The sequence below is a fragment of the Pseudomonas sp. UME65 genome, from assembly GCF_014170225.1.
Taxonomy (GTDB): Bacteria; Pseudomonadota; Gammaproteobacteria; order Pseudomonadales; family Pseudomonadaceae; genus Aquipseudomonas; species Aquipseudomonas protegens.
In genome coordinates this window covers 50390-75542 of record NZ_LZZQ01000005.1, presented here as the reverse complement: position 1 = coordinate 75542, position 25153 = coordinate 50390, and the positions used below count along the sequence as shown (strand labels likewise).

Below are 25153 nucleotides of genomic sequence, written 5' to 3'. Positions count from 1 at the left end.
GGCTTTCAGGGGTTGTCCAGCTCCTCCCGAGGCAATTGCCGTGCCGGGCGCCGCATTTGCACATACAGGCCGTTTTCGTCACCGGCCAGAAACCCTAGGCGCTGGTACAGGCCCTGGGCCCGGCTGCCGAGTTCGACGCTCAGGCTACAAGAGTGGCCCTGGGTATCGGCTTCGGTCAGGATTTCCCGCAGCAATGCGCTGCCCAGGCCCAGGCCCTGGCAGTGAGGCAGCAGGGCGATATCGACGACGCGCAGGTCAGTGGCTTGCCGATGCAGGCACAGGCGGCCGATTGCTTCGCCGGCCTGTTCGATGATCAGCCACTGTGCCCCCGGGTAGTGCCGCTCATAGTGCTGGCGTTGCAGCTCGGCTTGGCTGTGCAGGAATGCGTGGCGCTGGGCGTCGCTCCAGCTGGGTACGGCACGGACCTCGGCCCAGCGGCGAGACACGAACAACTCCCGCAGGAAGGCCTGGTCGGTGGTGTTCTGCAGGCGCAGAGCGCCACCGACCGGCAGCACCGCTTGCAGGAGGGGGGCGCAGGCTGGGCTTATCACCACCTTTGTGGATACTCGCCGTTCAGGCAGATGCAATAGCGCAGCGTCAGAAAGGGTTGCATCGCATAACGCTGCGACTCGGCCTTGGCGGTGTCCATCCCGGCAGGGGCCACCGTATCGGGGTGCAGGCTGGGCCCGCCAGTGGCCTGCACTCTGGCGTTGTACAAGCGAATCCCCCGTGGTTGTGCCAGGTAGGCCGTGTTATCGGCTAGGTCCAGGGCCATGGCGTTGTCGCTACCATCCTGGGCCAATACCTGATGGGTGTGGGGGGCGAAGTTTTCCGGTTTCAAGATGGTCTTATCGCCGCCCAGTTTCTGGCCCAGGGTGCGCATGCTCAGGGTGGGGGCCTGACCCTCACCTATGGCGACGCGGCCGCGGAGATCGGGCAGATTGAAGTTGATCCCGTTACTGCCACCATAAATGTTGGCGATCACTGAATAGAGCGCTTGATACTCATTCACGAGCAACAGTCGACCGTCGCAGACGGCCCAGTCCACAGGGGCGAAGTTGAAGGGAAAAAGCCGAATTTCACCAGTAAAAGCATCCATGGTCGATCGTTCCTGAAAAAAGAGGGACTAGGGCTTCGATGGGTAGAGGCCCGTCATGCAGATGATGTAGTTGATCACCAGGGACCCCATCATGTTGCTGTGGGGGGCGACCGATTTATTGGCCACGCCCAGGGCCGGGCTGAGAAAACTCGGGTTCAAGCTGACCATTGTGGAATTGTTGGTTCCCTTGCTGTAAAGCCCGGTGACGCTGTCTGTCGGGCTTACCCGCTTGAACTTGCCGAAACTCAGGCTATTGATCGGTGGGGTGATGGCAACCGGCACGGCGGATGCCGCCTCGTTGGCACTGACCTGGAATCCATGAATATGCGGTGGCGTGTTCTCTGCTGTGAGAGTGATCTGCTCGACGCCCGCCCTCTCGGCCAGGGACCAGCTAGACAAGCCCGGTCCGCTGCCCTGACCGACAGGGGTTCTGCCGCGGTAGTCCGGGAGCTTGAAGGTGTTCCGGCCATCGCCGCCATAGGTACTGCCGATCAAGCTGAACAGGGCGTCGTTGCCCTTGACCGGCAACTCGGTGCCATTGCACAAGGCCCAGCCCTTGGGGGCGAAGTTGCCGGCAAACATACGGATCTCTCCGAGGTATGCATCAGACATATTGCTTTCCTTAGTCGTTAGGCTGTGGGCGTTTGCTTACCGAGGTGGGTAGGTACCAGTGATGGCAATGCAGAAGTTGCCGCCGATCGACGGCTGGATGTTCAACATCGGAAGGCCGGGAGGGCTCACCACCGTGGTGATGTTGAGCGTCACGTGACTTGTATCGCCGAAGGCTACATAGGTGGATCTCGAGACAGCGCCTTTGGAGTTCGAACTGATGGCGGGAATATTGCCCGCCGGCCCGGCGACACCTGCTGCGGTTGAGACGTTGGCGATATGGCTGTGGGTTGCCAGGTTGCTGGCATTCAGCGCGACCAGTTCGGTTCCGTCCATGCTGGCCAGCTCCCGCAGATCCAGCAAAGGGGCGGTCGAAGCATCGAGATTCTCCCCCAGTGCTGCCCGGCCTCGCAGGTCCGGCAGGCCGAAGGTGGTTCGGCCGTCGCCGCCGTAACGGTTGCCGAGCAGTGTTGCCAGCGCCATGTAGTCGTTTACCGCCAGCACCTGGCCCTGACACAAAAGCCAGCCTTGTGGGGCCCAGGCCCAAGGGAACAGACGAATCTCGCCGAGAAAGGGTTCCATGTTCTTCGCTCCTTGAAAAAAGGCCTGGCAGAAGTACTTTCCGCAGCTGGCAATTTGATGTTGCGCACGATATACAAAATCGAATTTAGTTAGCAAACAGTATTTCTATCCATGAAAAAAGAGGAACTACTTCCCGGTGTTAGTGGGTTTGCGGCTTATCTTTTTTACTTGGTCGGTAACATTAAGTTCATCTTGATCGGTAACATTCGATGCGCGTCACAGTCTTGTGCTTTAACGTTTTAGTTGCTGCATAAGCGCAGCGCGGTAAGCCTCATGCCTAGCGGCTTGGCACTAAAGATACAGGCCTTGAGGCATATCGAATGCTGGCTTGCGGCGGGTGGGCGGGGGTTATTGCGCTGCTCGCGAAAGTCCTCTAGTTCGGGCTTTTCAGGCCCTTTCATCACGATCTCTAGTTGAGCGGAAGACGGCAGTCAAAAGTTCAGAAGAAAACAAGGCAGGCTAACGATCTTCCTGGGCGGGAAGCATGGGCCGCTTCCACGGGGAGGGTTCTGGAGTATAAGCAGAGGCTTTGGAAAGTGTTACCCGAAGCGGTCCTTGTTGTTACCTGTTCTTTAAGTTGTTCCCAACTAGAATACTCGGGAATTAGTGCTTTAAGTCTGGCTTGAAAGGCGTTGTTCAAGCGTTGGGCAGAGCTTCTTTCAGGCCTTGCACCTGAAACGGGTAGGGCGCCGCTGCCCTGGCAGGCGGCACCCGGTGCCCGGCTTAGAGCCCGGCGTTTTCCGCCGCTACGCTTTTCGGCTTGCCGTAGTGCCACTCATAGACCACGAACTTGAAGTCCTTGAGATCGCCTTTCTCGTCGAAGCTCAGGTCGCCGGTAGGGGTCTTGAAGGTGCCCTTGTGGATCGCCTCGGCGACTTTTTCCGGGTCTTCGCTCTTGGCTGCGGCGATGCCTCCGGCAATCACTTCCACGGCCGAGTAGGACGGCAGCACGAACGGGCCGCTGGGGTTTTCCTTCTTGGCTTCGAAGGCCTCCACCAGGGCCTTGTTGGCCGGGTCCTGGTCGAAGGACTTGGGCAGGGTCACCAGCATGCCTTCGGAAGCGTCCTTGGCGATCTGCGAGATCGAGTCGTTGCCCACGCCTTCAGGCCCCATGAAGCGTGCGGTCAGGCCCTTTTCCTTGGCCTGGCGCAACAGCAGGCCCATTTCCGGGTGGTAGCCGCCGAAGTAGACGAAATCCACATTGGCCTGCTTGAGCTTGGCCAGGATCGAGGAGTAGTCGCGTTCGCCGACGTTGATGCCTTCGAACATCGCCACCTTGATGCCTTCCTTGCCGAGGATGTCCTTGACCGAGCTGGCAATGCCTTCGCCGTACTGTTGCTTGTCGTGCAGCACCGCCACATTGGTCGGCTTGAGCTGGGCGATGTAGCGTGCCGCCGCCGGGCCCTGGGCGTTGTCCAGGCCGATGGTGCGGAACACCATCTTGTAGCCACGGGCGGTCAGCTCTGGGCTGGTGGCGGCCGGGGTGATCATCACGATGCCTTCGTCTTCGTAGATGTCCGACGCGGGCTGGGTGGAGCTGGAGCACAGGTGTCCGACCACGAACTTGACGCCGTCGTTGACCACCTTGTTGGCCACGGCGACCGCTTGCTTGGGGTCGCAGGCATCGTCGTATTCCACGGCCACCAGTTGCTTGCCGTCGACGCCACCCTTGGCGTTGATCTGCTCGATGGCCATGCGCGCGCCGCTGAACTGCATGTCACCGTATTGCGCCACCGGGCCGGTCTTGGCCCCGGCGATGCCGATCCGGATGCTGTCGGCTGCCATGGAATGGCAGGCCAGGCCGGCAAGGATCATGGCGCTGAGCAGTTGGGTGGCTTTGTTATTGATACGACTCATGGGTTGTTCCACTCCTGTGGGTTACGGTTCTAAGGGTGTTGCGGGTGTTGCCTGGACTGCCGGCACCCGGGCGCCGGCAGGGTGTTGTAGTCGGCTTTGCCGCCAGATGTGCTGATCCTGCTCAAGGCAGGGCCTTGCCGATTCGGCTCACGGCCTCCAGGGTGGGGCGCGCGGGTTCGGCGCTGGCGTCCAGGGCCTGGGCGATGTCGGCCAGCAGGTCGGCGATGTCTTCCAGCCCCACCGACAGCCGTACCAGGCCCTCGGCGATGCCGTGTTCGGCCCGTTCCTCCTGGGTGTAGGTGGAATGGGTCATGCTCGCCGGGTGCTGGGCCAGGGATTCGGCATCCCCCAGGCTGACCGCGCGGCTGAACAGCCCCAGGGCGTTCATGAAGCGTCGCCCGCTGGCCAGCCCACCCTTGAGTTCGAAGGCGATCATGCCGCCGGGCAGCTTCATCTGTCTTGCGGCCAGGGCGTGTTGGGCAAAGGATGCCAGCCCCGGGTAGGCGACCCAGGCCACGGCGGGGTGGTCCTGGAGGAACTGGGCGACGGCCTGGGCGTTGGCGCAATGGCGATCCATGCGCAGGGCCAGGGTCTTGAGGCCGCGCATCAGGAGAAAAGCGTCCTGGGGCGAGAGCACCGCGCCGGTCAGGTCCTTCAGGCCCTGCAGGCGGATGCGTTCGGCCAGGGCCTGGCCGGTGACCACGATGCCGGCGGTGATGTCGCCATGGCCGCTGAGGTACTTGGTGGCCGAATGCAGCACCAGGTCGGCGCCCAGTTCCAGCGGGCGCTGCAGGTAAGGTGTGCAGTAGGTGTTGTCCACCGCCACGAGCAGGCCGGGATGCTGGCGGGCCACCTGGGCCACGGCGGCGATGTCCACCAGTTGCATGTTGGGGTTGGCCGGGGTTTCGAAATAGATCATCCGCGTGGCCGGGCCGATGGCCGCCCGTAGCTCGCCCAGGTCGGTCAGGTCGACATGGCGTACCTTGACGCCGAATTCGCCAAGGCCGTGGTGCAGCAGGGCAAAGGTGCAACCGTACAAAGTCTGGCCGACGATGACCTCGTCGCCCGGGCGCAGCAGGGTCCACAAGGTCGCGGCAATCGCCCCCATGCCGGAGCCGAACGCCACGGCCGCCTCGCCGTTTTCCAGGGCGGCCATGCGCGCTTCCAGCAACGCCAGGGTCGGGTTGCCGATGCGGGTGTAGAAGTAGCCGGGTTCTTCACCGGCAAAACAGCCGGCGCCGTATTCGGCGGTGGCGAAGGTGAAGGTGGAGGTCAGGTAGATCGGCGGGATCAGCGCGCCCTGATGCTCCTGGGGGTTGTAGCCGTGATGGATGGCACGGGTGGAAAAACCAAGGTCACTGTTTTTATTGTTCATGGTGAACGCTCCCGGATTTACTCTAATGCTATGCTCAAATCCGGCGCAATAATTTCCAATATCGGCCCTTTAAAACCGAATAATTGGAATAAATAACCATAAAAATAAGATAAAAAGGTAAGACATGCCCCTTGATCTGGACCGTATCGACAAAGCCCTGCTGATCGCCCTGCAAGACAACGCCCGGCTGACCAATGCCGAGCTGGCGGACAGCGTCGCCTTGACCACCTCGCCGTGCTGGCGCCGGGTGAAGATTCTCGAAGAGAGCGGGGTGATTACCGGTTACCAGGCGATCCTCTCGCCCAAGGCGCTGGGCTATGGGGTCACCGCCTTTGTCAGCGTGATGATGGAATCCCACTCCCAGGACACCGCCCGGGCCTTCGAGCAGAGGCTGCTGGAGATCCCGGAAATCATCGCCTGCCACAACGTCTCCGGGCGCTACGACTTTCTCCTCGAAGTACTGGCCAAGGACCTGGAATCCTTCGGCGAATTCGCCCGTGAAGTGTTGCAGACCCTGCCGGCGGTGAAGGAGATCTATTCGAGCTTTTCCTTCAAGTCGGTCAAGCCGTTGCGGCAGATTCCGGTACAAGAGTGAGCGCCAGCGTCCCTGCGATTCACAAGCAACCTTGCTGTCTGAAACAGGCCCTCAGCGAAGGAGCGCCGGCCAGGGTTCACACCGCGCCCGGGGCCGCGAGGTTGCAATATTGCCCTTTGAAATACAGCAATGGCTGCGCAGCCGCCGCTTGCTGCAGGTTCAGCGCCTTGACTTCACCGATCACGATCAGGTGGTCACCGGCGACGTGTTCGGCATGAATTTCACAATCGAGCCAGTGCAGGCTGCCGGCAATGATCGGGTTGCCCAGCGGCGATTCCTGCCATTGAACTCCCTGCCACTTGTCCGTGCCTTTGCTTGCGAACTGGTTGGAAATCCTGACCTGCTCGCCTGAGAGGATATTGACCATGAAGCGGCCCGCCTGACGAATCTTGGGGTAGCTGGCCGAGCTGGACATGACGCTGAATGACACCAGCGGCGGGCTCATCGACACGCTATAGAACGACTGGCACGTAAAGCCGAGCGGCTCGCCATCAACCTGCGAGGTAATCACCGTGATGCCGGATGCGTAGTGCCCGAGCGCTTCGCGAAAGCGCATTGGCTCGATAGCCGTACTGGGAAGTGACATGGCGGGTCCTGAATATTGGGTACTGTCCGACAGCGCGCAGAGGGGTGAAGCGGCGGTTTTTCAATCCACTGCCTCACCCCTCTGGCACACCACTTGCGGCTTTAGCTCAGCGCAGGTTCGAGAGTTCTCTGCGGATGATTTCTGCGCCGGCACTTAAAGCCTTCAGCTTGCCCCTTGCCACGCCACGGGATAAGGGCGCCATGCCACAGTTGGTGCAGGGATAGAGTTTGTCGGCATCCACGAACTGCAATGCCTTGCGCAGGGTGTCGGCCACTTCCTCGGGTGTTTCAATGGTGTTGGAGGCCACATCAATGGCCCCGACCATCACCTTCTTGCCTCTGATGAGTTCAATGAGATCCATTGGGACATGAGAGTTGTGACATTCCAGCGAGACTATATCGATACTGGATTTCTGCAGCTTGGGGAACGCCTCTTCATATTGCCGCCACTCTGAGCCCAGGGTCTTTTTCCAGTCCGTATTGGCCTTGATGCCATAGCCATAGCAAATGTGCACCGCCGTTTCGCATTTAAGACCTTCAATGGCCCTTTCCAGGGTGGCCACACCCCAGTCATTCACTTCATCGAAGAAGACGTTAAAGGCGGGCTCATCAAACTGGATGATATCCACGCCGGCCGCCTCCAGCTCCCTGGCTTCCTGGTTGAGGATCTTGGCGAATTCCCAGGCCAGTTTTTCGCGGCTTTTGTAATGGCTGTCATAAAGCGTGTCGATCATCGTCATCGGGCCTGGCAGCGCCCACTTTATGGGTTGCTCGGTCTGCTGGCGCAGAAACTTGGCATCTTCCACGAAAACCGGCTTCTGGCGACTGACAGCCCCCACCACCGTGGGGACGCTCGCATCATAGCGATCACGAATCCTGACGGTTTCACGTTTTGCAAAATCAACGCCGCTGAGGTGTTCGATGAACGTCGTGACAAAGTGCTGACGTGTCTGCTCGCCATCACTGACGATATCAATGCCTGCTTGCTGTTGTTCTTGCAGTGACAAGCGCAAGGCGTCCTGCTTGCCTTCAACCAGTTCTTCCTCTTGCAACTTCCAGGGCGACCAGAGTGTTTCAGGTTGTGCAAGCCAGGAAGGTTTAGGCAAGCTGCCGGCAGTTGAAGTGGGTAACAACTTTTTCATCATGGGTGACCTTGTATTTTTGATGAGTCAAAGAGCGTAATTGGCGGACCACTGCTCAAGAATGGTCTGGTATGGCTTGATGAAGTTGTTCTCGACAAACTGCCCTTGCTCAATCGCCAGGCGGCTACGTTCTTCTCGGTCATAGACAATTCGAGTCAATGAATAGTCCTGGTGCTTCAGGCTCGGTTGATAGGATTTGCCTGCTGCAGAGTTGGCATTGTAGATCTCTGGCCGGTAAATCTTCTGGAAGGTGTCCATCGTGCTGATGGTGCTGATCAGTTCCAGGTTGGTGTAATCACTGAGCAAATCGCCGGCAAAGTAGAAAGCCAAAGGCGCAACGCTGTTGGACGGCATGAAGTAGCGAACTTTCAACCCCATCTTGTTGAAGTATTCATCTGTTAGAGAATATTCGTCCTGCTGGTATTCAATGCCCAGTACAGGGTGCTGGTTTTCAGTCCGATGGTAGGTCTTGCTGCTCGAAACGCTCAGGCAGATCACCGGTGGCTTGTTGAAGTTTTCCTTGTAAGTGCTGGAGTTGATGAAGTGCTTGAATAGCTTTCCATGCAGCTCTCCGAAGTTTTCCGGAATGCTGAACTTTGGTCGCTCCCTGTTGTGCTCCGGCAACAGCACGCTGAAGTCGTAGTCCCGTACGTAAGAGGAAAAGTTGTTTCCTACAACGCCCTCAAAGCGTTCGTTGGTCTTTCGATCGAAAATATTGGTTTTCAATATTTCAATCAGGGGGATGGCATGGCCACTGCTTTGAGTGTCGATGTCCATCTCCACGGAGATGATTTCAAGCTCGACTGCATAACGATCGCCCTTGGGGTTATCCCAATGCGCCAAGGCATTGAAGCGGTTGTCAATCATCCTCAAGGTATTGCGCAAGTTCTCTTGGCGACTCTTGCCCCTGGCCAGGTTGGCAAAGTTGGTGGTGATGCGCGTATTCTCGGACGGGTGATAATCTTCGTCGAAGCAAATGCTCTTGATGGTGAATGTGAAGTCGTTGTTCATTGTGATCTGGCATCCTGATTTCCGAGATAAGTCCTGAACTTGTTTGTTGGCTTTCAGTGCTTTCCAGCTTTGTTCCTGGCTGCTTTTGCTCGGTAGTCTTTATGTTGTCTATTATTGAGGCGCATCTTATGTCGAGCTATTAATTGAGTACTAATGAATTGATTTCACCAGGTCTTTAGTCACATTCATGATGAGATATTCACTCAATCGCAAAAGCTTATTTGTCCCAGTATTCATTGCCCGGCCAAACCACTGGTTGAGGGTGTGCCTGGGCTCTGGCGCAATCCGACCCGTGGTGGCTGCGGCAGCACTCGACAGGGCCGCCAGTGCCAGATGGGCCGGGAGCTGGCCCATCAATGCAATTGCTGCTCGTCCAGGTAGCGGTTCAGGCATTCGATGAACGCCTGGTGCTTGCGGGTCTGGCGCCGGTGGGCGGGGTAGATCACATGGATCCTCGGGCCGAACTGCTCCGGGTCCAGCTGCGCCTCGGGCAGCAGTTGCACCAGCTCGCCGCGACGCAGGTAGGGCGCGGCGCTCCACTGCGGGCACAGTTGCAGGCCCAGCCCGGCCAGTAGGGCACCGAACAGGAAATCGTAATTGTCACTGGCCAGCCGCGGCACCGGCTGGGGCACACGCTGCTGCTCGCCATTCAAGGTGAAGCGCCAGAAATGCGGGTTCAGTGCCGGGTGACGGAAGATCAGCCAGTCATGCTCGGCAAAATGCGCCGGGGTCACCGGCAAGGGCTGGCGCTGCAGATAGCGCGGGCTGGCGCAGAGCAGGATGCGGTTGGCCGTCAGCGGGCGGGCGATCAGGTCCGGCAGCTCCACCGGCCCGTCGCGCACGGCCAGGTCATAGCCGCCACTTTGCAGGTCGACGAATTCGTCGGTGAGCTCCACGTCCAGGCGCATCTGTGGGTACTGCTCAAGAAAGCCGTAGCAGGCGCCATTGAGAAAGGCCGGGGCGAAGGAGGGCGGCGCCACCAGGCGCAGGGTGCCGCACATTTCCTGCTGCAGGCGCTCGATGTCTTCCCCGGCCTGTTGCAGTTGGCGCAATACCTGCCGGGCGCTGGCCAGGTAGATATGCCCGGCCTCGGTGAGGGCGATCCGGCGTGTGGAGCGCTCCAGCAAGCGGGTGCCGAGCTGGCTCTCCAGGTGGCTCACTGCCTTGGTCAGGGCCGAGGTGGTCTTGCCCAGGCACGCGGCGGCGCGGGTGAAGCTGCCCTGATCGACCGTGGTCACGAACATGGTGATGGCGCCCAGCTGGTCCATTGCAGTCTTGCCTCTTTGGAAAGGATGGGTTGCGCGAAGCAGTATTCTTAAGCACCGGTGACTTGGCTAGTCTCTGGCGCATTCTGAGCCAAGGGTGCGAACAACCATGAAAAAGACGCTGAATATCACGCTGGCCTCGGCCCTGGCCCTGGTCTCGCTGCACAGCCTGGCCGCGGTGGACCTGGTGCTGCACAACGCCAAGGTGTTCACCGCCGAGCAGGGCCAGCCCCTGCAACAGGCGGTGGCGGTGGAGCAGGGGCGTATCGTCATGGTCGGCAGCGATGCCCAGGTGCTGGCGCTGAAGGCCCCGGGCACCCAGGTCATCGACCTGCAGGGCAAGGTGCTGATGCCGGGGTTCATCGACAGCCACAGTCATGCCATCTTCGGGGGCCTGAAGCTCAAGGCCGCCGACCTGGAAACCCGGCAGCTGCCCCTGGACGAGCTGGAGCAGCGCCTGCGCGGCTGGCGCGATGACGGCAAGGCGCGGCATGGCGAGATCCTCAGCGTCAGCGGTTTTCCCTCGACCTACTGGAGCCAGGTGGACGCCCTGGAACAGCGCTTCAACCAGGGCGAATGGGCCGATGTACCGATTCTGTTCGTTGGCTGGGACTACCACACCGGCTGGGCCAACCGCGCCATGCTCAAGCGCGGCGGCATAGACGCCGCGCGGGTCAAGGCGCTGCAGGGCGAGGCCCAGGCCACCATCGGCCATCACCCGGACAGCAGCCCCAACGGTTTTGTCGCCGATGCCGGGCTCTCGGCCCTGACCTCGCAGCTGCCGCCGCCGAGCTTCGAGCAGTTGCTCGACGCCGGGCGCGCCGCCCGCGACCTCAACCTGAGCCTGGGCATCACCGCGCTGATGGACCCGGCGGCCAACGCCACCCCGGGCGACGCGCTGTTCGCCATGCATCCCACGGCCCAGACCGTCGGTGTGCTGCCGGTGTACAAGGCGCTGGCGCAGAAGGGCGAGCTGACCCAGCGGGTCGCGGCCCTGATGGTGGCCAATCCCAAGAGCCGCCCGGCGGACCTGGAGGTGCTGGAGCAGGTGCGCCAGCAGTTCCTCGGGGTGCCGAACCTGAGCCTGCCGGGGATCAAGATCTTCGCCGACGGTGTCGCCGAGTTTCCGGCGCAAACCGCTTCCCTGCTGACCCCCTACAAGAACTCGAAGAAGGATGGCGAACTGCTGATCGACCCGGCGCATTTCGGCGAGCTGGTCAGCGCCGCCGATGCCCGTGGCTGGCTGGTGCATGTGCATGCCATTGGCGACCGCGCGGTGCGCGAATCCCTCAACGGCATCGAGCAGGCGCGACGTGATCGCCAGAGTGGGGTGGTGCACTCCATCACCCACTTGCAGATGGTCAGCCCCAAGGAGTTCGCCCGCTTCAAGCCACTGGACGTGATTGCCTCCATGCAGCTGTACTGGGCCGCCGCCGATGAGCTGAGCATCGATTTGCTCCAGCCCTACATCAGCGCCATGCAGTTCCAGTTCATGTACCCGGCCCGCTCGCTGCTGAAGAACGGCGCCACCATCGCCGGGGCCAGCGACTGGCCGGTAAGCACCCCGGAACCCTGGAAGGCCATCGCCCAGGCCATCAGCCGCAAGGGGCCCAAGGGCGTGTTGAACAAGGACGAAGGCATCGACCGGGAAACCATGTTCTACGCCTACACCCGCAACGCCGCGCGGGCCATTGGCCTGGAGCAGCAGATCGGCAGCCTGGCCCCGGGCAAGCAGGCCGACCTGATCGTTCTTGACCGCGATGTGTTCCAGGTGCCCCAGGAGCAACTGGCGCAAACCCAGGTGCTCAAGACCTACTTTGCCGGGCGTGAGGTGTATAGCCGGCCGTGATGCTGCATGGATACCGGCCGGGCCCGCGATCTTCATCGCGGGCTTTTTTTTGCCTTGTCGACCACTGCGACGCCTTCGCTGGCAAGCCAGCGCCTACGGGCGAACGGCCTCACGGCCAAACACTTTTCTGCACGGCGATGATTGACGTGGCCAGAGCGTATCCCTATTCTTTGTCGACCGACAAAGAATAGGGAGCAGTTCGATGAAAACCCTCAAGGGTCCCAGCCTGCATCTGGCGCAATTCAGCGCCGAGACGGCGCCGTTCCACAATTTGCCGGCGATTGCCCAATGGGCCGCCGACCTGGGTTTCAAGGCGCTGCAGATCCCTGCCTGGGATGCGCGGTTGTTCGACGTCGCCACGGCGGCCGAGAGCCAGGACTACTGCGATGAACTCAAGGGCCAGTTGGCGCAGAAGGGCCTGCAGATCAGCGAGCTGACCAGCCATATCTTCGGCCAGCTGGTGGCGGTGCACCCGGCCTACGACGCGATGTGCGACAACTTCGCGCCGCCAGCGCTGCGGGGCAATCCGCAAGCCAGAACGGCCTGGGCCATGGAGCAGATGAAGCTGGCGGCCAAGGCTTCGCGCCGCCTGGGGCTGAGTGAGCTGGGGACCTTTTCCGGGTCCCTGGCCTGGCCTTATCTGTTTCCCTTTCCCCAGCGCCCCGAAGGCCTGATCGAGACAGCGTTCGACGAGCTGGCGCGGCGCTGGCGGCCGATCCTCGATGCCTGCGACGAGCAGGGGGTCAACCTGTGCTACGAGATCCACCCCAGCGAGGACCTGCACGACGGCACCAGCTTCGAACGCTTCTATGAATTGGTGGACCATCACCCGCGTTGCAACATCCTCTTCGACCCCAGCCACTTCGTGCTGCAACAGCTGGACTACCTGAGTTACCTGGACATCTACCACGAGCGCATCCGCATGTTTCACGTCAAGGATGCCGAGTTCAATCCCAGCGGCCGCCAGGGCATCTACGGCGGCTACAGCGCCTGGGTCGAGCGCGCCGGGCGCTTCCGCTCCCTGGGCGATGGCCAGGTGGACTTCAAGGGGATCTTTTCCAAGCTGGCGCAATATGACTACCCGGGCTGGGCGACCCTGGAGTGGGAGTGCTGCCTCAAGGACCAGGAAGACGGTGCCCGGGAAGGCGTGGCCTTCATCAACCGGCACATGATCCAGGTCACCCAGCGCATCTTCGACGACTTCGCCGGCGCGCAGATCGACCGCCAACAGATCAACGCCATGCTCGGCATTGCCTGAAACCCTTCATCGAGAACACACCATGAATGCTTTGACTGACACCCTCCAGGCCGACAGCCTCGACCTGGTTCACCGTTACGTGCGCGTCGATGGCCAGCGCATCCACTGTGTCACCGCCGGCACGGGCCGGCCGGTGCTGCTGATTCCCGGCTGGCCGCAGACCTGGTACGCCTGGCGTCAGGTGATCCAGGCCCTGGCTGCCCAAGGCTTCCAGGCCATTGCCGTGGACCCGCCGGGCAGCGGCCAGTCCGACCGCCCTGAGCACGGCTACGACACCGGCCATGTGGCCGGGGTGCTGCACCAGGTGATGGGGCAGTTGGGTTTCGAGCGCTACAGCGTGGTCGGCCACGACGTCGGCATGTGGATCGCCTACGCCTTGGCCAGCGACCATCCGCAGGCGGTGGAGCGCCTGGCGCTGACCGAGGCGGTGATCCCCGGGCTGGCGGATGCACCACCGATTTTCGTCGCGCCGGAGCAGAACATCTTTCTCTGGCACTTCATGTTCAACCAGCTGCGGGATTTGCCGGAAGCCTTGATCGCCGGGCGCGAGCGGGCCTATCTGAATTACATCTTCGACCACTGGTCCCATCGCCGCGAGGCGGTGGCCGCCGAAGTCTACATCGAGGCCTACGCTGCCCCGGGCGGGTTGCGCGCAGGCTTCGCCTATTACCGGGCGATCCCCGAGACGGTGCGCCAGAATCAGCTGCGCGCGCAGCGGCCGCTGACCATGCCGGTGCTGGCCATTGGTGCCGAGCACGCCACCAACGATGCACCTCTGCTGACCCTGCAGGGCCATGCCAATGACCTGCGCGGGGCCATTGTCGAGGACTGCGGGCACTTCATCATGGAAGAGGCACCGGAGGAATTTCTCGCGCTGCTGCTGCCGTTTCTGCAGGAGGGCCGTGACTGAGGCAGGGCGCAGGCAAGGCCGCGGCCACGGAAATTGGCCGCGGCCGGCGCAAATCTAATATCATTTCGTCCCGGCGCCCTGCGCCAACCGGCTGTTCGGGCTCAACCGAACGCCTTCCCTGTCCCGACGAGATACCCGACCCCCATGGCTGGAAGACCCCGCGAATTCGACCGTCACCAGGCACTGCGCCAGGCGCTCGAACTGTTCTGGCGCCGTGGTTTCGAAACCACCTCCATGGCCGACCTGGTGGCGGCCCTGGGCATCGCCTCGGCGCGCATCTATGCCGCCTTCGGCTCCAAGGAGGCGTTGTTTCGCGAGGCCATCGAGCTGTACGAAAGCCAGGAAGGCGGTTTCGCCGACCTGGCCCTGCAAGAGCCCTGCGCCTACGTCGCCATCGAGCGCATGCTGCAAGAAGCGGTGGCACTCTACACCCGGGCCGACGGCCCCCGTGGCTGCATGGTGGTGGCCTCGGCGGTGAACTGCTCAAGCGACAACGACAGCGTGCGCGAATGGCTGGCCGAACATCGCCGGGCGCGTACCGCAAGCATTATCCAGCGCCTGGAAGCCGCGCAGCAGGCGGGTGAATTGCCCGGCCACAGCGATGCAACTTCCCTGGGCGATTATTACTCTACGGTGCTCCACGGGCTGTCGGTGCAAGCCCGCGACGGCGTCAGTGCGGCGCGCCTGCTGCAGGGCGTGGCGCTGGCCATGCAGGTCTTTGCGCGAACCGCCCAAGGGAATTGAAGCGGCGCTGCACCCTGGCTCCGCCTGGGAGCCTTTGCCCGCAATCCGGGAGCAGCGATGCTGGCCCGGGTTGTGCATTTTTCCAGCGGGTCCCGGACCCGTTCCATCATCGAAAGAGTATGACGCCCCCCCATGAGTGATTCCGCGGCGACACCCCAAGGCAACTGGCAGCCGGTCATCGCGCTGGCGCTGGCGGCCTTTGTCTTCAACACCACCGAGTTCGTGCCGGTGGGCCTGCTCAGCGCCATTGGCGCCAGCTTCGACCTGCCCACCGAGCGGGTCGGGCTGATGCTCACCATCTACGCCTGGATCGTGTCCCTGACCTCGCTGCCGGTGATGCTGCTGACCCGCAACATCGAACGGCGCAAGCTGCTCACGGTGCTGTTCGGGCTGTTTATCGTCAGCCATGTGTTCTCCAGCCTGGCCAGCAACTTCGGCCTGCTGATGCTCAGCCGCATCGGCGTGGCCCTGGCCCATGCACTGTTCTGGTCCATCACCGCGTCCCTGGCGGTGCGCCTGGCGCCGCCGGGCAAGCAGGTGCAGGCCCTCGGGCTGCTGGCCACCGGCACCTCACTGGCCATGGTCCTGGGCATTCCCCTGGGCCGCTTGCTGGGCGAGGCCCTGGGCTGGCGCACCACGTTCAGCGTGATCGCGGCCATGGCCGGCCTGCTGGTGCTGTGGCTGATACGCACCTTGCCGCTGCTGCCGAGCCAGAACTCCGGTTCCCTGCGCAGCCTGCCGCTGCTGTTCAAGCGCCCGGCGCTGGTGGCGATCTATGTGCTTACCGCCCTGGTGGTGACGGCGCAGTTCACCGCCTACAGCTACATCGAGCCCTTCATCAAGGTGGCGGCGGGCCTGGGGGGCGAAGTGGTGACCCTGGTCCTGCTGGTGTTCGGCGGCGCCGGGATCATCGGCTCGCTGCTGTTCAGCTGGCTGCACCGCCACAGCCCCCAGGGGTTTCTACTGACCGCGGTGGCGCTGCTGGCGCTGTGCCTGAGCCTGCTGTTGCCGCTCAATGGCCACGTCTGGTCGCTGGTGGCCCTGAGTGTGTTCTGGGGCATGGCGATCATGGGCTTCGGCCTGGCCCTGCAATCCAAGGTACTGGTGCTGGCGCCGGACGCCACCGACGTGGCCATGGCGATGTTCTCCGGCATCTACAACATCGGCATTGGCGGCGGTGCGCTGCTGGGCAGTTGGGTCGGCGGGCAGCTGGGCTTTGCCTATGTCGGCCTGGCGGGTGGCGCCCTGGCGACCCTGGCCTTGCTGTTGTACAGCCTGGCCCTGGGCCGCATGAGCCGCACCAGCGTGTAGCCGCTGCCGCAGGCTGCGAACGGTCTGGGCGGCACTCCGTCGCAGGGGCGCGGCGATCTTGAGGCCGATAGAGGTTCGGCGGTCGATCGTCAAGCAAGGTCCTGCGGACCTTTTCGCAGCCTCGCCGCAGGCTCGGCAGCGGCTACAGGGCCGCAGGGTTTCGATAATGCGCGTCGTTCGCCCGAAGGTTACCGGCGTCGGGCTACGGGCCAGCAGGCGACCAGTACGAGCAGCAGCGCCGCCAGCAGGTAGGGCAGGCGTGGCTCCAGCCCGTAGATCAGGGTCCCGGCCAGGGGCCCGACCACTACCCCCAGGCCCTGGGCCGCGCCGATGGAGCCGGCTGTGGCGCCTTGTTCGGCGGCGTCCACCGAGTTGCTGGCCAGGGCGGCGAAGGAGGGGAAGATCCAGCCCATGCCGGCGGCCGAAACAAAGAACCCCAGCCACAGCACCCAGGCGTGGGCCGCGAGAATGCTGGTGACAAAGCCCAGCGCCGCCACCAGGGCGCCGATGCGGATCATCCGCAGCGGCGGCCATTCCAGTTTGCGCACCACCAGTTGCGAGGCGATCAGCGCCACCCCCACCAGGGTCAGGGAAATGCCGGCGGTCTGCGCCGCATCGGCCGGGCTCATGCCCAGGCGGTCGAGGGCGAAGAAGCCCACGGTGATCTGCGCCATGGCCACGCACAGCATCGAGACGAACGCCACCACCAGCGGCCGGCGCAGGCGCGGGTCGCCCAGGCTCACCGGCTTGGGCGGCTGCTTGAGGTGCAGTTCCTGGCGCGGCAGCCGTGCCTTGAGGAAGGCGAAGCCCAGCAGCGGCAGCACCGCCAGCGCATAGAACGGCAGGCTCAGGCTGTGGCGCGCCAGCAGCGCGGCAAGCGCCGGCCCCAGGACCAGCCCGCAGGCGTTGGCCGCCCCCAGGGACGCCATGGCCCGGGCGCGATGCTCGGGTTCGATGTTGTCGGCGATCAGCGCATAGCCGCCAACCGGGATTGCCGCATAGAACACCCCGATCAGGCCTCGCCCCAGCAGCAACCCGGCAAACGCCAGCAGCGCCGAAGGCAGGGCGTGCAGCGCCACGTCGATAAACAGGCTGAGGGCGAGAAAGGCCAGGGTGAAGCCGCCGGTGCCCAGCAGCAGGATGCGCCGCCGACCGAGGCGATCGCTGGCCCGGCCCCAGGGGCGGGCCAGGAGCATCCAGATCACCCCGGAGACGGTCACCGCCATCCCCGCCTGCCAGGTGGCCAGGCCGAGAATCCGCGCAATGGGGCCGATCAGCGAAACGAACGCCATCATCGCCATGGTGCAGGCCAGGTTGGCCACCAGCAGCGGGCGCAGGTCGAAGGCCGGGGCGGCCTGGGGCGTGTCCAGGGTGTCGAGGGGCAACTGTTGAGCGTTGGTCATGGTTTATCCCAGGGCTGAGTGAGAGGGCAGGCGGCCGTCGACCATCACCAGCGGTCGACCGCGTACCTGTTCCAGGCTGGCGTCGACGCCGTAGACGTCGCGCAGCAGTTGTGGGTTGATCACCTCCAGGGCCGGCCCGGCGGCGGCCAGGCGGCCATGGTGCAGCACCACCACCTGCTGGCTGAAACCCAGGGCCAGGTTGATGTCGTGGACCACCACCAGGGTGATCAACTGGCGCTCGTGGGTGGCCCGGGTGATGGCTTCCACTACCTGGCACTGGTGGTACAGGTCCAGGGCGCTGGTGGGTTCGTCCAGCAGCAGCACCCGGGGCTGGCGCACCAGGGCCTGGGCAAGGCCCACCAGTTGGCGCTGGCCACCGGAGAGGGCGTCGATCGGGCGGTCGGCCAGGGCGGTGAGGTCCAGGTCCTGCAGCACTTGTTCGACCCCGTGCAACACCGCCGCGCTGGGCCGGCCAGGGGCGAAACCGCCAGTGCGATGCCCGGCCATGGCAGCGCTGAGCACTGCTTCGAAGGCGCACAGGCGGGTACGTTCCGGCAGGCTCTGGGGCAGGTAGACGATGTGCTGCGCCCGTTCCACCTGGGGCAGGCGGTTGAGGTCGACGCCGTCCAGCAGTACCTGGCCCGAGGTCTTGTGCAACCCGGCGATGCCCCGCAGCAGGGTCGACTTGCCCGCCGCGTTGGGGCCGATCAGCGCGGTCACGCTGCCCCCGGCCAGGGGCGGCAGGGCCACGTCGCACAGCACCTGGCGGTTGCCGTAGTGCATGTTCAGGCCGGCGGTGCACAGGCCGGCGTTGGAGGACACAAGCGGCTTCACAGGACACCTCGACGGTTGCGCATGACGATGGCCATGAAGAAGGGAATGCCCACCAGGGCGGTGACGATACCCACCGGAATCAGCACCCCGGGGATCAGCGCCTTGCTGGCGATGGAGGCCATGGACAGGATCAGCCCGCCGCTGAGCACGCTGGCCGGCAGGAACAGCCGATGGTCTTCGCCCACCAGCAGGCGGGCGATGTGCGGGGCGATCAGGCCGATAAAGCCGATGGTGCCGACAAAGGACACCGCCAGGGCCGACAGCAGGCTGATGCGCAACAGTGACAGCAGGCGCAGGCGGCCAACGTCGATGCCGAAGCTGCGGGCCCGTTCCTCGCCCAGGGTCAGGGCGGTCAGGGCCCAGCTCTGGCGCAGGGAGAAGGGCAGGCACAGCAACAGCGCCAGGGCCAGTACCGCGAGCTTTTCCCAGGAGGCCCGGGCCAGGCTGCCCAGGGTCCAGAACACCAGTTGCTGCAGGCTGTCCTGGGTGGCGACGAATTGCAGCAGCGCCACCAGGGCGTTGAAGGCGAACACCAGGGCGATGCCGAACAGCACCAGGCTTTCCACGCCGAAGCCGCGCCAGCGTGCCAGCAGGTACAGCAGGGCCACCGAGGCCAGGGCGAAGAGGAAGGCGTTGGCCGAGATCAGGTACTGCGCCGGCACCCCGGGAAGGCCCAGGCCGAGGACGATGGCCAGGGCTGCGCCAAAGGCTGCGGCCGCGGACACGCCGAGGGTGAAGGGGCTGGCCAGGGGGTTATCGAGCACGGTCTGCATCTCCGCCCCGGCCAGGGCCAGGGCAGCCCCCACCAGCACCGCCATCAGGGCGTAGGGCAGGCGCACGTTCCACACGATCACCGCTTCCACCCGGGGCATCGAGCCCGGGTCCCAGAGCACCTGCAGCAGGCGCGACAGGCTCATCCCCGAAGGCCCGGTGGTGATGTCCAGGGCCAGGGACAGCAGCAGGGCCAGGGCCAGCCCGCCCAACAGCAGCACTCGGCGCCCGTGGCGTCGCTGGTAATGGCCGGCGGCAAGGTTGTCCGCCACGTCGGTGGCAGCCTGGGTCATGGTTTCAGGCTCGTGGCGAACACGCCGCTGGCGGGAATCGGCATGAAGCGCTGGTACAGCTCGCGGCGGGTCTGGTCCGGGTCCAGGTCCTTGAACAGTTCAGGGTGCAGCCACTTGGCCAGGGCCTGGACCGCGATCAGGTGCTCCGGCGAGTCGTAGAAAATGTGCCACAAGCCGTGCACATTGCCCTCGCGCACCGCCCGCAACTCGTTCAGCGGTGGGCGCTGGGCGGCCTGGCGCAGGCTGTCCCGAGCCTGTTGCAGGGTGGCGGAGTAACCCAGGGTCACGCCGCCCTGGCCGGCGGCAAAGACCCCGGTGGCCACGTAAACGTCCGGGTCGCTGGAGAGAATGTACTCCACGTTGAGCACACCAATGGGCCCGGGTATGCGCCCGTCGGCAATGTTGCGCCCGCCCGCCAGCTTGATCATCTCGCCGAAGTTGCCGGTGCCTGGCGAGCCGCAGCAGTCCTGCAGCCCGGCGAGCATGTCGATGAAGATCTTCGGCTGCTTGACGGTACCGGCCTTGGCCAGGGTCTGGGTGACCTTGGCCAGGGACTGTTGATAGAAGGCAATGAATTCCTCGGCCCGCTGCTCACGGCCCAGGGCCTGGCCCAGCAGGCGCATGCTGGGCACGGTGTTGCTCAGGGGATGGTCGCTGAAGTCGACGAAGATCACCGCCACCCCGGCGGCCTCCAGCTGTTTCACCGCCTCGCTGTCGGGGCTCGGCCCATGGCCGCCGCTCAGGGCCATGATCGCCAGGTCCGGGTGCACCGCCAGGGCCTTTTCGACGCTGAAGGTCTCGGCCGAGGTGCCGCCCACCAGCGGCACCTTGTCGGCCTGGGGGAAGACCTTGTGATAGGCCTCGTAGCCCTGCACGTCGAGGCCGCGAAAGTCCCCTTGCCAACCGGCGAGACGGGCGAACGGGTTCTGGCCTTCGAGCAGCGACAGGGAATAGATCATCCGGCCTTCACCCAGGAGGATGTGCTCGACCTTCTCCGGCACCTGGACCTGGCGTCCGGCCAGATCGGTGAGGGTCGCGGCGCTGGCCGTGGCAGCCCATAACAGGCCCAGGGGCAGCAGGGCGAGCAAGAGCCCGCGCTGGGCGCGGCGCAAGAAATCACGGTGTGTCATGGCTAGTTTCCTTGAACGATTGGACGGCCCGGCGGGCAGCGCGCTTGCGCCACCACAGCAGCAGGCCGGTGAGGTACAGAAGGGGTAACGAAATACCGCAGAGAAAAGCCAGCCAGGCGCCGGGGGTGCCCAGCAGCAAGTGGCCATGGGCGGCGGAAAACAGCGGCTTGATCGCCATCGGCTGGGCGCCGGGCCAGGTGAAGAGGTCCGGGCGTGCCAGCCAGGCACCGCTGCCGGCAATCAGCAGCAGCGGCAGGCACAGCCAGGCCGCCGCCACGTTGTGCCATTCCCGCAGGCGCCGGTTGCCCCGGCTGCCGGGACGCAGGCTGGCGGCCTTCCACCAACTGCGCCGGCCCGGCCACCACAGGTACAGGCCACTGCCCAGGGAGCCCAGCAGCGCCAGGCCACAGAGCAGCACCAGGTTCGAACCCCAGGCTGGCGGCAGCAGCAGGCTGCGGTGCAGCGCCACCAGCTTGGCCAGCCACAGGTCCTCGAAGACGAAGAAGCCCCGGGGTTCGCCGCTATAAGGATCGATCATGGCGATGCCGGTGCCGGGACGCTCCTTGAGGGCCCCGAAGACGATCACATTGTCCGATTCGAGAAAGCCCTGGCGCGGTGGGGCTGCGCCGAAGACCTTGTGCAGTTGCGGGTAGGCGTCGGAGGCGGCCCTGATCCAGGCGTCCTGTTGCAGCAGCGTGCCATGCTCGCCAGGGGCCAGTTGCAGCATTTGCGCACCGACCTCCCAGCGCAGGATCGGCCCCTTGAGCTCCAGCAGCGAACCACTGAGGCCCAGCAGCGCGAGGAACAGCCCCAGGCACAGGGCCAGCCAGCGGTGCAGCCTGAGCCAGATATTACGCATGGACAGCATCGGCGGCTTACCAGCGATAGCGCAGGCTGGCGATGACACTGCGGTCATAACCGGCGCTGCAATTGGTCAGCGAGCAGCCTTCGTAATAGTGCTTGTCGGTGAGGTTGGTGGCATTCACCGCCAGGCGCAGGCCCTTGGCCGCCGGGATCAGCTTGTCGAAGTCGTAGTGCACCGCCGCGTCCAGCAAGGTGTAGGAGGGCACGCGCTGGGTGTTGGCGGCGTCGGCCTCGGTGGAGCCGATGTAACGCACCCCGGCGCCAAAGCCCAGGCCGCTGAGGGGGCCTTCGGGCAAGGTGTAGTCGGCCCACAGCGAGGCCATTTTTTCCGGGGTGTCGGTGGGGCGTTTGCCCTTCTCCAGCGGGTTGTTGCTCTTGCTCACCTCGGCGTCGTTGTAGGTCAGCGCCGCCAGCAGGTCCAGGCCCCGGGCCAGGCTGGCCTTGCCTTCGAGCTCGATGCCGCGCACGTTGATCTCGCCGGTCTGGATCTTGTTCAGGCGTTCGGCCGGGTCGGTGGTCAGGACGTTTTCCTGGGTCAGGTCGAACAGCGACAGGGTGATGTAGCTGTCGATGCCCGGCGGCTGGTACTTGACCCCCACTTCCGATTGCTTGGCGCTGGTGGGCTTGTACGGCGTGCCGTAGAAGTTGGTGCCCAGCACCGGATCGAACGAGGTGGCGTAGCTGATGTAGGGCGCCAGGCCGTTGTCCGCCAGGTACACCAGCCCGGTGCGGTAGGTGAACTTTTCGTCGTCCTGCTTGCTGCCGCTGTCGTTCATGCGGTTATCGGTTCGGGCGCTGGAGCGGTCCTGGCGTCCGCCGACGGTGAGCACCCAATGCTCATCGAAGGTGAACTGCTGCTGGGCGTAGACCCCGACCTGATCGGCGCGCTGCACGGTGTTGGTGAAGGGGGTGCTGGGGTCGAACACGCCGCCGTGCACCGGGTTATAGATGTCGATGGGCGAAGCCGAGCCGCCGCGCAGGTAGTAGTCCTCGCGGGTGCGCCGGTAGTCGATCCCCAAAAGCGACACCATTTGCGTGCTGCCCAGGTTCCAGCGGGCCTGGGCATTGTTGTCCAGGGAGTAGGTGTCGCCGACGATGCGAAAGCGATAGGCCGCGCGGTTCAGGGTGCGCAGGTCCGAGGCCAGGGACATGCCGCTGGCGGTGTTGGTCAGCAGGTTGACGTGGCCGTAGCGGGCGCTGGAATTGAGGCTCCAGACGTCATTCAGGCGGTGCTCCAGCAGGTAGCCCAGGGAGTACTGGGTGCGGTCGTTGTCCAGCCCCGGTTCATCGAGGAATACATTGTGCTTGACCTTGCCATTGGGGTTGCCGAGCAGGGTGCCCCGGGCCGGCAGGAACACCCGCGGCGCGCCGAACCTGTCCTGGGTGTAGTCGGCCAGGAGGGTCAGGCTGGTGTCGTCGTTGGGCTTCCAGGTGAAGGAGGGCGCGAAGTACTGTTTGTCGTCCTTGATGTGATCGAACTGGGTGCCGCTGTCGCGCTCCAGGCCCACCAGGCGATAGAGGAATTGCCCTTCATCATCCAGCGGCCCGCTGAAGTCGAACTGGCCCTGGGCTCGGTCGAAGCTGCCCCCCTGGATCTGCACTTCATGGAAGGGCTTGTCCAGCGGGCGCTTGCTGATCTGGTTGACCACGCCCCCCGGCGAGTTCTGCCCGAACAGCACCGAGGCCGGGCCCTTGAGCACATCGATGCGCTCCAGGCCATAGGCTTCGACCTTGGGCCAGGCCTGGGCGGTATTGCCCTTGAGGCCATCGCGGAGCATGCCGGTGGTGACGTCGAAACCGCGGATCGAGAGGGTGTCGAAGCGCTGGCTGGCGGCGGTGGTATTGGCCTGGACCCCGGCGGTGTAGCGCAGCGCCTCGTTCACCGATTGCACCTGCTGGGCATCCATCTGGTCGCGGGTGATCACGGAAATCGACTGGGGAATTTCGCTCAGGCTGGCATCGGTCTTGGTTCCGCTGAGGCTGCGCTTGGCCACGTAACCGGCCTGCGGCCCGGTGGCGGAGTCGGGCTGGGTGGCGCTGATCACGCTGGTGTCCAGGGTCAGGGCGTGATCCTGGTCGGTATCGCCATCGGCGGCCAGCGCGGCGCCGGCCTGGGTCAGCGAGAGGCCCAGGGCCAGGCCGTGGATCAGGCACGCCAGCGGGTTGCGGCCCAGAGCCGGACGCGAGACCACACAATTGACGGGACAACCTGAGGTGTTTCGGTGCGCAACGCGGCTACCCATGCTTCACTCCGTGATGGGGATTAAATGAGAATGCAAACGTATCTCATTTGTGAGCTTGGGTTGCGGGCTAAAACTTTGGCTTGAGCGACCATTTCTTTCGTTTGCGGTACGGCGCGGGGAGGGCGCCCGGATCACCAGGCGCAGCTTTGGATGGAGCAGGCTCGAGCAGGAGCGGGCTCAACGCAAGGACTTGGGCGAGACCCCGAAGCGCTTGCGAAAGGCCGTGGAGAAGTGCGCCGGGCTGTAGCCGACCCGATAGGCCGCGCTGGAGACATTGGTCTCGCCACTGGCCAGCAAGCGATAGGCCTCGCCCAGGCGCTGCTCCTGCAGGTAGGCATAGACGCTGGTGCCGAACACCTGACGGAAACCGGCGGTGAGCTTGCGCGGGTTCAGGCCCACCTGGCGCGACAGCTCCGACAGCGAAGGCGAATCCTGCAATGAGTTGAGCAGCAGGTCACGGGCGGCATGGATGCGCTCGATGTCCGCCGAGCTGCATGGGCTGTCCTGCAGTGGCCTGGATTCGGCCTGGGCGAGAATCCCCTCGACCCCCAGGGCGGTGAGTTCCAGGGCCTTGCCACCCAGGTAGAAGGAGCGGGTCGGGCCCTGCAGCGGGCAGGTAAAGATCTGTTGCGCCAGGGCCAGCAGCGGTTTGCTCGCCGGCTGGCAGAACAGCATCGGGCCGCCGCCGCGCTGATCGAGCAGGCGCTCGGGTTCCAGGCCGACATTGCGGATCGAGGGGAAGTCCAGCTGCACCGTGGTGTAGCGCACCGGCACGCCGCTGGCGAACAGGTGGTCGCCGCAGTGCTCGCCCTGGTTGGCCACGGCGCACAGGGTCGGCCCGCGGATCTCCACTTCGGGCTGGCCTTCGACCCGGCAATTGAGCTGGCCGCTGAGCACCAGGATGATTTTCAGGCCTTCCCAGAGCGGCTCCTGCATCCACATCTGGCTGTCCATCAGCACGGTCCCGGTGGAGAGGGTGACCTCCGGGACTACAGCGGCCGACCCGGTGTGCTGCGGGTTGGGAAAGTGCAGGGTGGAATCCCTTTTGACAGGCTGCGGCGCAGCGTTGGGGCTGAGCATGGCGAACTCCCTGTGGACCTGAAAAGAGGCCATACGCTAGCAGGAAATTACCTTTCTGTAATTAAGAATGATTATCCTTTAGCCTTCGAGCTCCGTCCTGCCGGGCTCTTTCCGGGGTGCGCCGCGCAATCAAAAGAAAAAGCCGCGCAAACGAATGTCCTGCCGATTGCCGGGTCCGGCAAATTGCTTATTAATAATCACTCTCATTTCCAGGCGCGGCAGCCTCCCATGGAAGACCCCTTGCTCGACAGCGCCGCAGGACCGCCGGCGACTCTTCATTCCCGCCAACCCTGACGGCGGATTCCCAGCTCATTCCAGGGGCCTGATCTCTCAGGTCCGGGGC

24 protein-coding genes are annotated in these 25153 nt (G+C 63.8%); 7 read left to right on the top strand and 17 right to left on the bottom strand.

What is annotated here, in order from left to right:
- Positions 1-5 precede the first annotated feature (5 nt).
- The 6 genes from A9971_RS04010 to A9971_RS03985 all read right to left on the bottom strand — a co-directional run bounded on the left by A9971_RS04010 (position 6) and on the right by A9971_RS03985 (position 5522).
- A complete protein-coding gene (locus A9971_RS04010) occupies positions 6-554 on the bottom strand; it encodes a GNAT family N-acetyltransferase (RefSeq protein ID WP_310889324.1) in 549 nt (182 codons plus the stop codon).
- A complete protein-coding gene (locus A9971_RS04005; protein ID WP_015635980.1) occupies positions 548-1099 on the bottom strand; it encodes a phage tail protein in 552 nt (183 codons plus the stop codon). Before A9971_RS04005 ends, A9971_RS04010 begins: the two co-directional genes overlap by 7 nt.
- Before the next feature lie 27 nt (positions 1100-1126).
- A complete protein-coding gene (locus tag A9971_RS04000) occupies positions 1127-1711 on the bottom strand; it encodes a phage tail protein (RefSeq protein ID WP_015635979.1) in 585 nt (194 codons plus the stop codon).
- Between the two features lie 36 nt (positions 1712-1747).
- Entirely contained in the window at positions 1748-2290 is a 543-nt protein-coding gene (locus A9971_RS03995; protein ID WP_125063030.1) for a phage tail protein, read from the bottom strand.
- Positions 2291-3013: 723 nt separating this feature from the next.
- Positions 3014-4147 (bottom strand): branched-chain amino acid ABC transporter substrate-binding protein, encoded by a 1134-nt coding sequence (locus tag A9971_RS03990; protein ID WP_011061795.1) that lies wholly within the window; start codon positions 4145-4147, stop codon positions 3014-3016.
- Between the two features lie 121 nt (positions 4148-4268).
- Positions 4269-5522 (bottom strand): methionine gamma-lyase, encoded by a 1254-nt coding sequence (locus tag A9971_RS03985; RefSeq protein WP_011061794.1) that lies wholly within the window; start codon positions 5520-5522, stop codon positions 4269-4271.
- Between the two features lie 124 nt (positions 5523-5646).
- Here A9971_RS03985 and A9971_RS03980 point away from each other — a divergent pair, with 124 nt between their 5' ends.
- Entirely contained in the window at positions 5647-6117 is a 471-nt protein-coding gene (locus tag A9971_RS03980; protein ID WP_011061793.1) for an Lrp/AsnC family transcriptional regulator, read from the top strand.
- Positions 6118-6193: 76 nt separating this feature from the next.
- On the opposite strand, the gene A9971_RS03975 is transcribed toward A9971_RS03980, so the two are convergent.
- From A9971_RS03975 to A9971_RS03960, 4 genes are all read right to left on the bottom strand, one after another.
- A complete protein-coding gene (locus tag A9971_RS03975; protein WP_011061792.1) occupies positions 6194-6703 on the bottom strand; it encodes a flavin reductase family protein in 510 nt (169 codons plus the stop codon).
- Positions 6704-6809: 106 nt separating this feature from the next.
- Entirely contained in the window at positions 6810-7844 is a 1035-nt protein-coding gene (locus A9971_RS03970; RefSeq protein WP_026020140.1) for a methionine synthase, read from the bottom strand.
- A gap of 27 nt (positions 7845-7871) precedes the next feature.
- Positions 7872-8855, bottom strand: a complete 984-nt coding sequence (locus A9971_RS03965; RefSeq protein ID WP_103290081.1) for a DUF1852 domain-containing protein — start codon at positions 8853-8855, stop codon at positions 7872-7874.
- A gap of 353 nt (positions 8856-9208) precedes the next feature.
- The gene (locus A9971_RS03960) at positions 9209-10123 is read right to left on the bottom strand and encodes a LysR family transcriptional regulator (protein WP_011061789.1); all 915 of its coding nucleotides are present in this window, start codon (positions 10121-10123) and stop codon (positions 9209-9211) included.
- Between the two features lie 106 nt (positions 10124-10229).
- Here A9971_RS03960 and A9971_RS03955 point away from each other — a divergent pair, with 106 nt between their 5' ends.
- The 5 genes from A9971_RS03955 (at position 10230) to A9971_RS03935 (ending at position 16192) form a co-directional block, all read left to right on the top strand.
- Positions 10230-11969, top strand: a complete 1740-nt coding sequence (locus A9971_RS03955) for an amidohydrolase (protein WP_183001445.1) — start codon at positions 10230-10232, stop codon at positions 11967-11969.
- A gap of 202 nt (positions 11970-12171) precedes the next feature.
- On the top strand, positions 12172-13227 hold the full coding sequence (locus A9971_RS03950) for a sugar phosphate isomerase/epimerase (protein ID WP_093403813.1): 1056 nt from the start codon (positions 12172-12174) through the stop codon (positions 13225-13227).
- 22 nt (positions 13228-13249) lie between these two features.
- On the top strand, positions 13250-14137 hold the full coding sequence (locus A9971_RS03945) for an alpha/beta fold hydrolase (protein ID WP_015635972.1): 888 nt from the start codon (positions 13250-13252) through the stop codon (positions 14135-14137).
- 144 nt (positions 14138-14281) lie between these two features.
- A complete protein-coding gene (locus A9971_RS03940) occupies positions 14282-14881 on the top strand; it encodes a TetR/AcrR family transcriptional regulator (protein ID WP_011061785.1) in 600 nt (199 codons plus the stop codon).
- A 132-nt stretch (positions 14882-15013) separates the two neighbouring features.
- The gene (locus tag A9971_RS03935; protein ID WP_011061784.1) at positions 15014-16192 is read left to right on the top strand and encodes a sugar transporter; all 1179 of its coding nucleotides are present in this window, start codon (positions 15014-15016) and stop codon (positions 16190-16192) included.
- 188 nt (positions 16193-16380) lie between these two features.
- Here A9971_RS03935 and A9971_RS03930 read toward each other — a convergent pair whose 3' ends face one another.
- From A9971_RS03930 to A9971_RS03900, 7 genes are all read right to left on the bottom strand, one after another.
- Positions 16381-17595 (bottom strand): MFS transporter, encoded by a 1215-nt coding sequence (locus A9971_RS03930; RefSeq protein ID WP_019094505.1) that lies wholly within the window; start codon positions 17593-17595, stop codon positions 16381-16383.
- Between the two features lie 3 nt (positions 17596-17598).
- On the bottom strand, positions 17599-18417 hold the full coding sequence (locus A9971_RS03925; RefSeq protein WP_227454026.1) for an ABC transporter ATP-binding protein: 819 nt from the start codon (positions 18415-18417) through the stop codon (positions 17599-17601).
- A gap of 8 nt (positions 18418-18425) precedes the next feature.
- The gene (locus A9971_RS03920) at positions 18426-19493 is read right to left on the bottom strand and encodes an iron ABC transporter permease (RefSeq protein ID WP_011061781.1); all 1068 of its coding nucleotides are present in this window, start codon (positions 19491-19493) and stop codon (positions 18426-18428) included.
- On the bottom strand, positions 19490-20623 hold the full coding sequence (locus A9971_RS03915) for an ABC transporter substrate-binding protein (protein ID WP_183001444.1): 1134 nt from the start codon (positions 20621-20623) through the stop codon (positions 19490-19492). The genes A9971_RS03920 and A9971_RS03915 overlap by 4 nt, the downstream gene beginning before the upstream one ends.
- The gene (locus tag A9971_RS03910) at positions 20610-21482 is read right to left on the bottom strand and encodes a PepSY-associated TM helix domain-containing protein (protein WP_233447068.1); all 873 of its coding nucleotides are present in this window, start codon (positions 21480-21482) and stop codon (positions 20610-20612) included. The genes A9971_RS03915 and A9971_RS03910 overlap by 14 nt, the downstream gene beginning before the upstream one ends.
- Positions 21483-21498: 16 nt before the next feature.
- Positions 21499-23730, bottom strand: a complete 2232-nt coding sequence (locus tag A9971_RS03905) for a TonB-dependent siderophore receptor (RefSeq protein ID WP_183001443.1) — start codon at positions 23728-23730, stop codon at positions 21499-21501.
- A 177-nt stretch (positions 23731-23907) separates the two neighbouring features.
- The gene (locus A9971_RS03900) at positions 23908-24810 is read right to left on the bottom strand and encodes an AraC family transcriptional regulator (RefSeq protein WP_011061777.1); all 903 of its coding nucleotides are present in this window, start codon (positions 24808-24810) and stop codon (positions 23908-23910) included.
- Between the two features lie 12 nt (positions 24811-24822).
- Between A9971_RS03900 and A9971_RS03895 the strand changes: the two genes are divergently transcribed.
- On the top strand, positions 24823-25104 hold the full coding sequence (locus A9971_RS03895; protein WP_183001442.1) for a hypothetical protein: 282 nt from the start codon (positions 24823-24825) through the stop codon (positions 25102-25104).
- Positions 25105-25153: the final 49 nt, after the last annotated feature.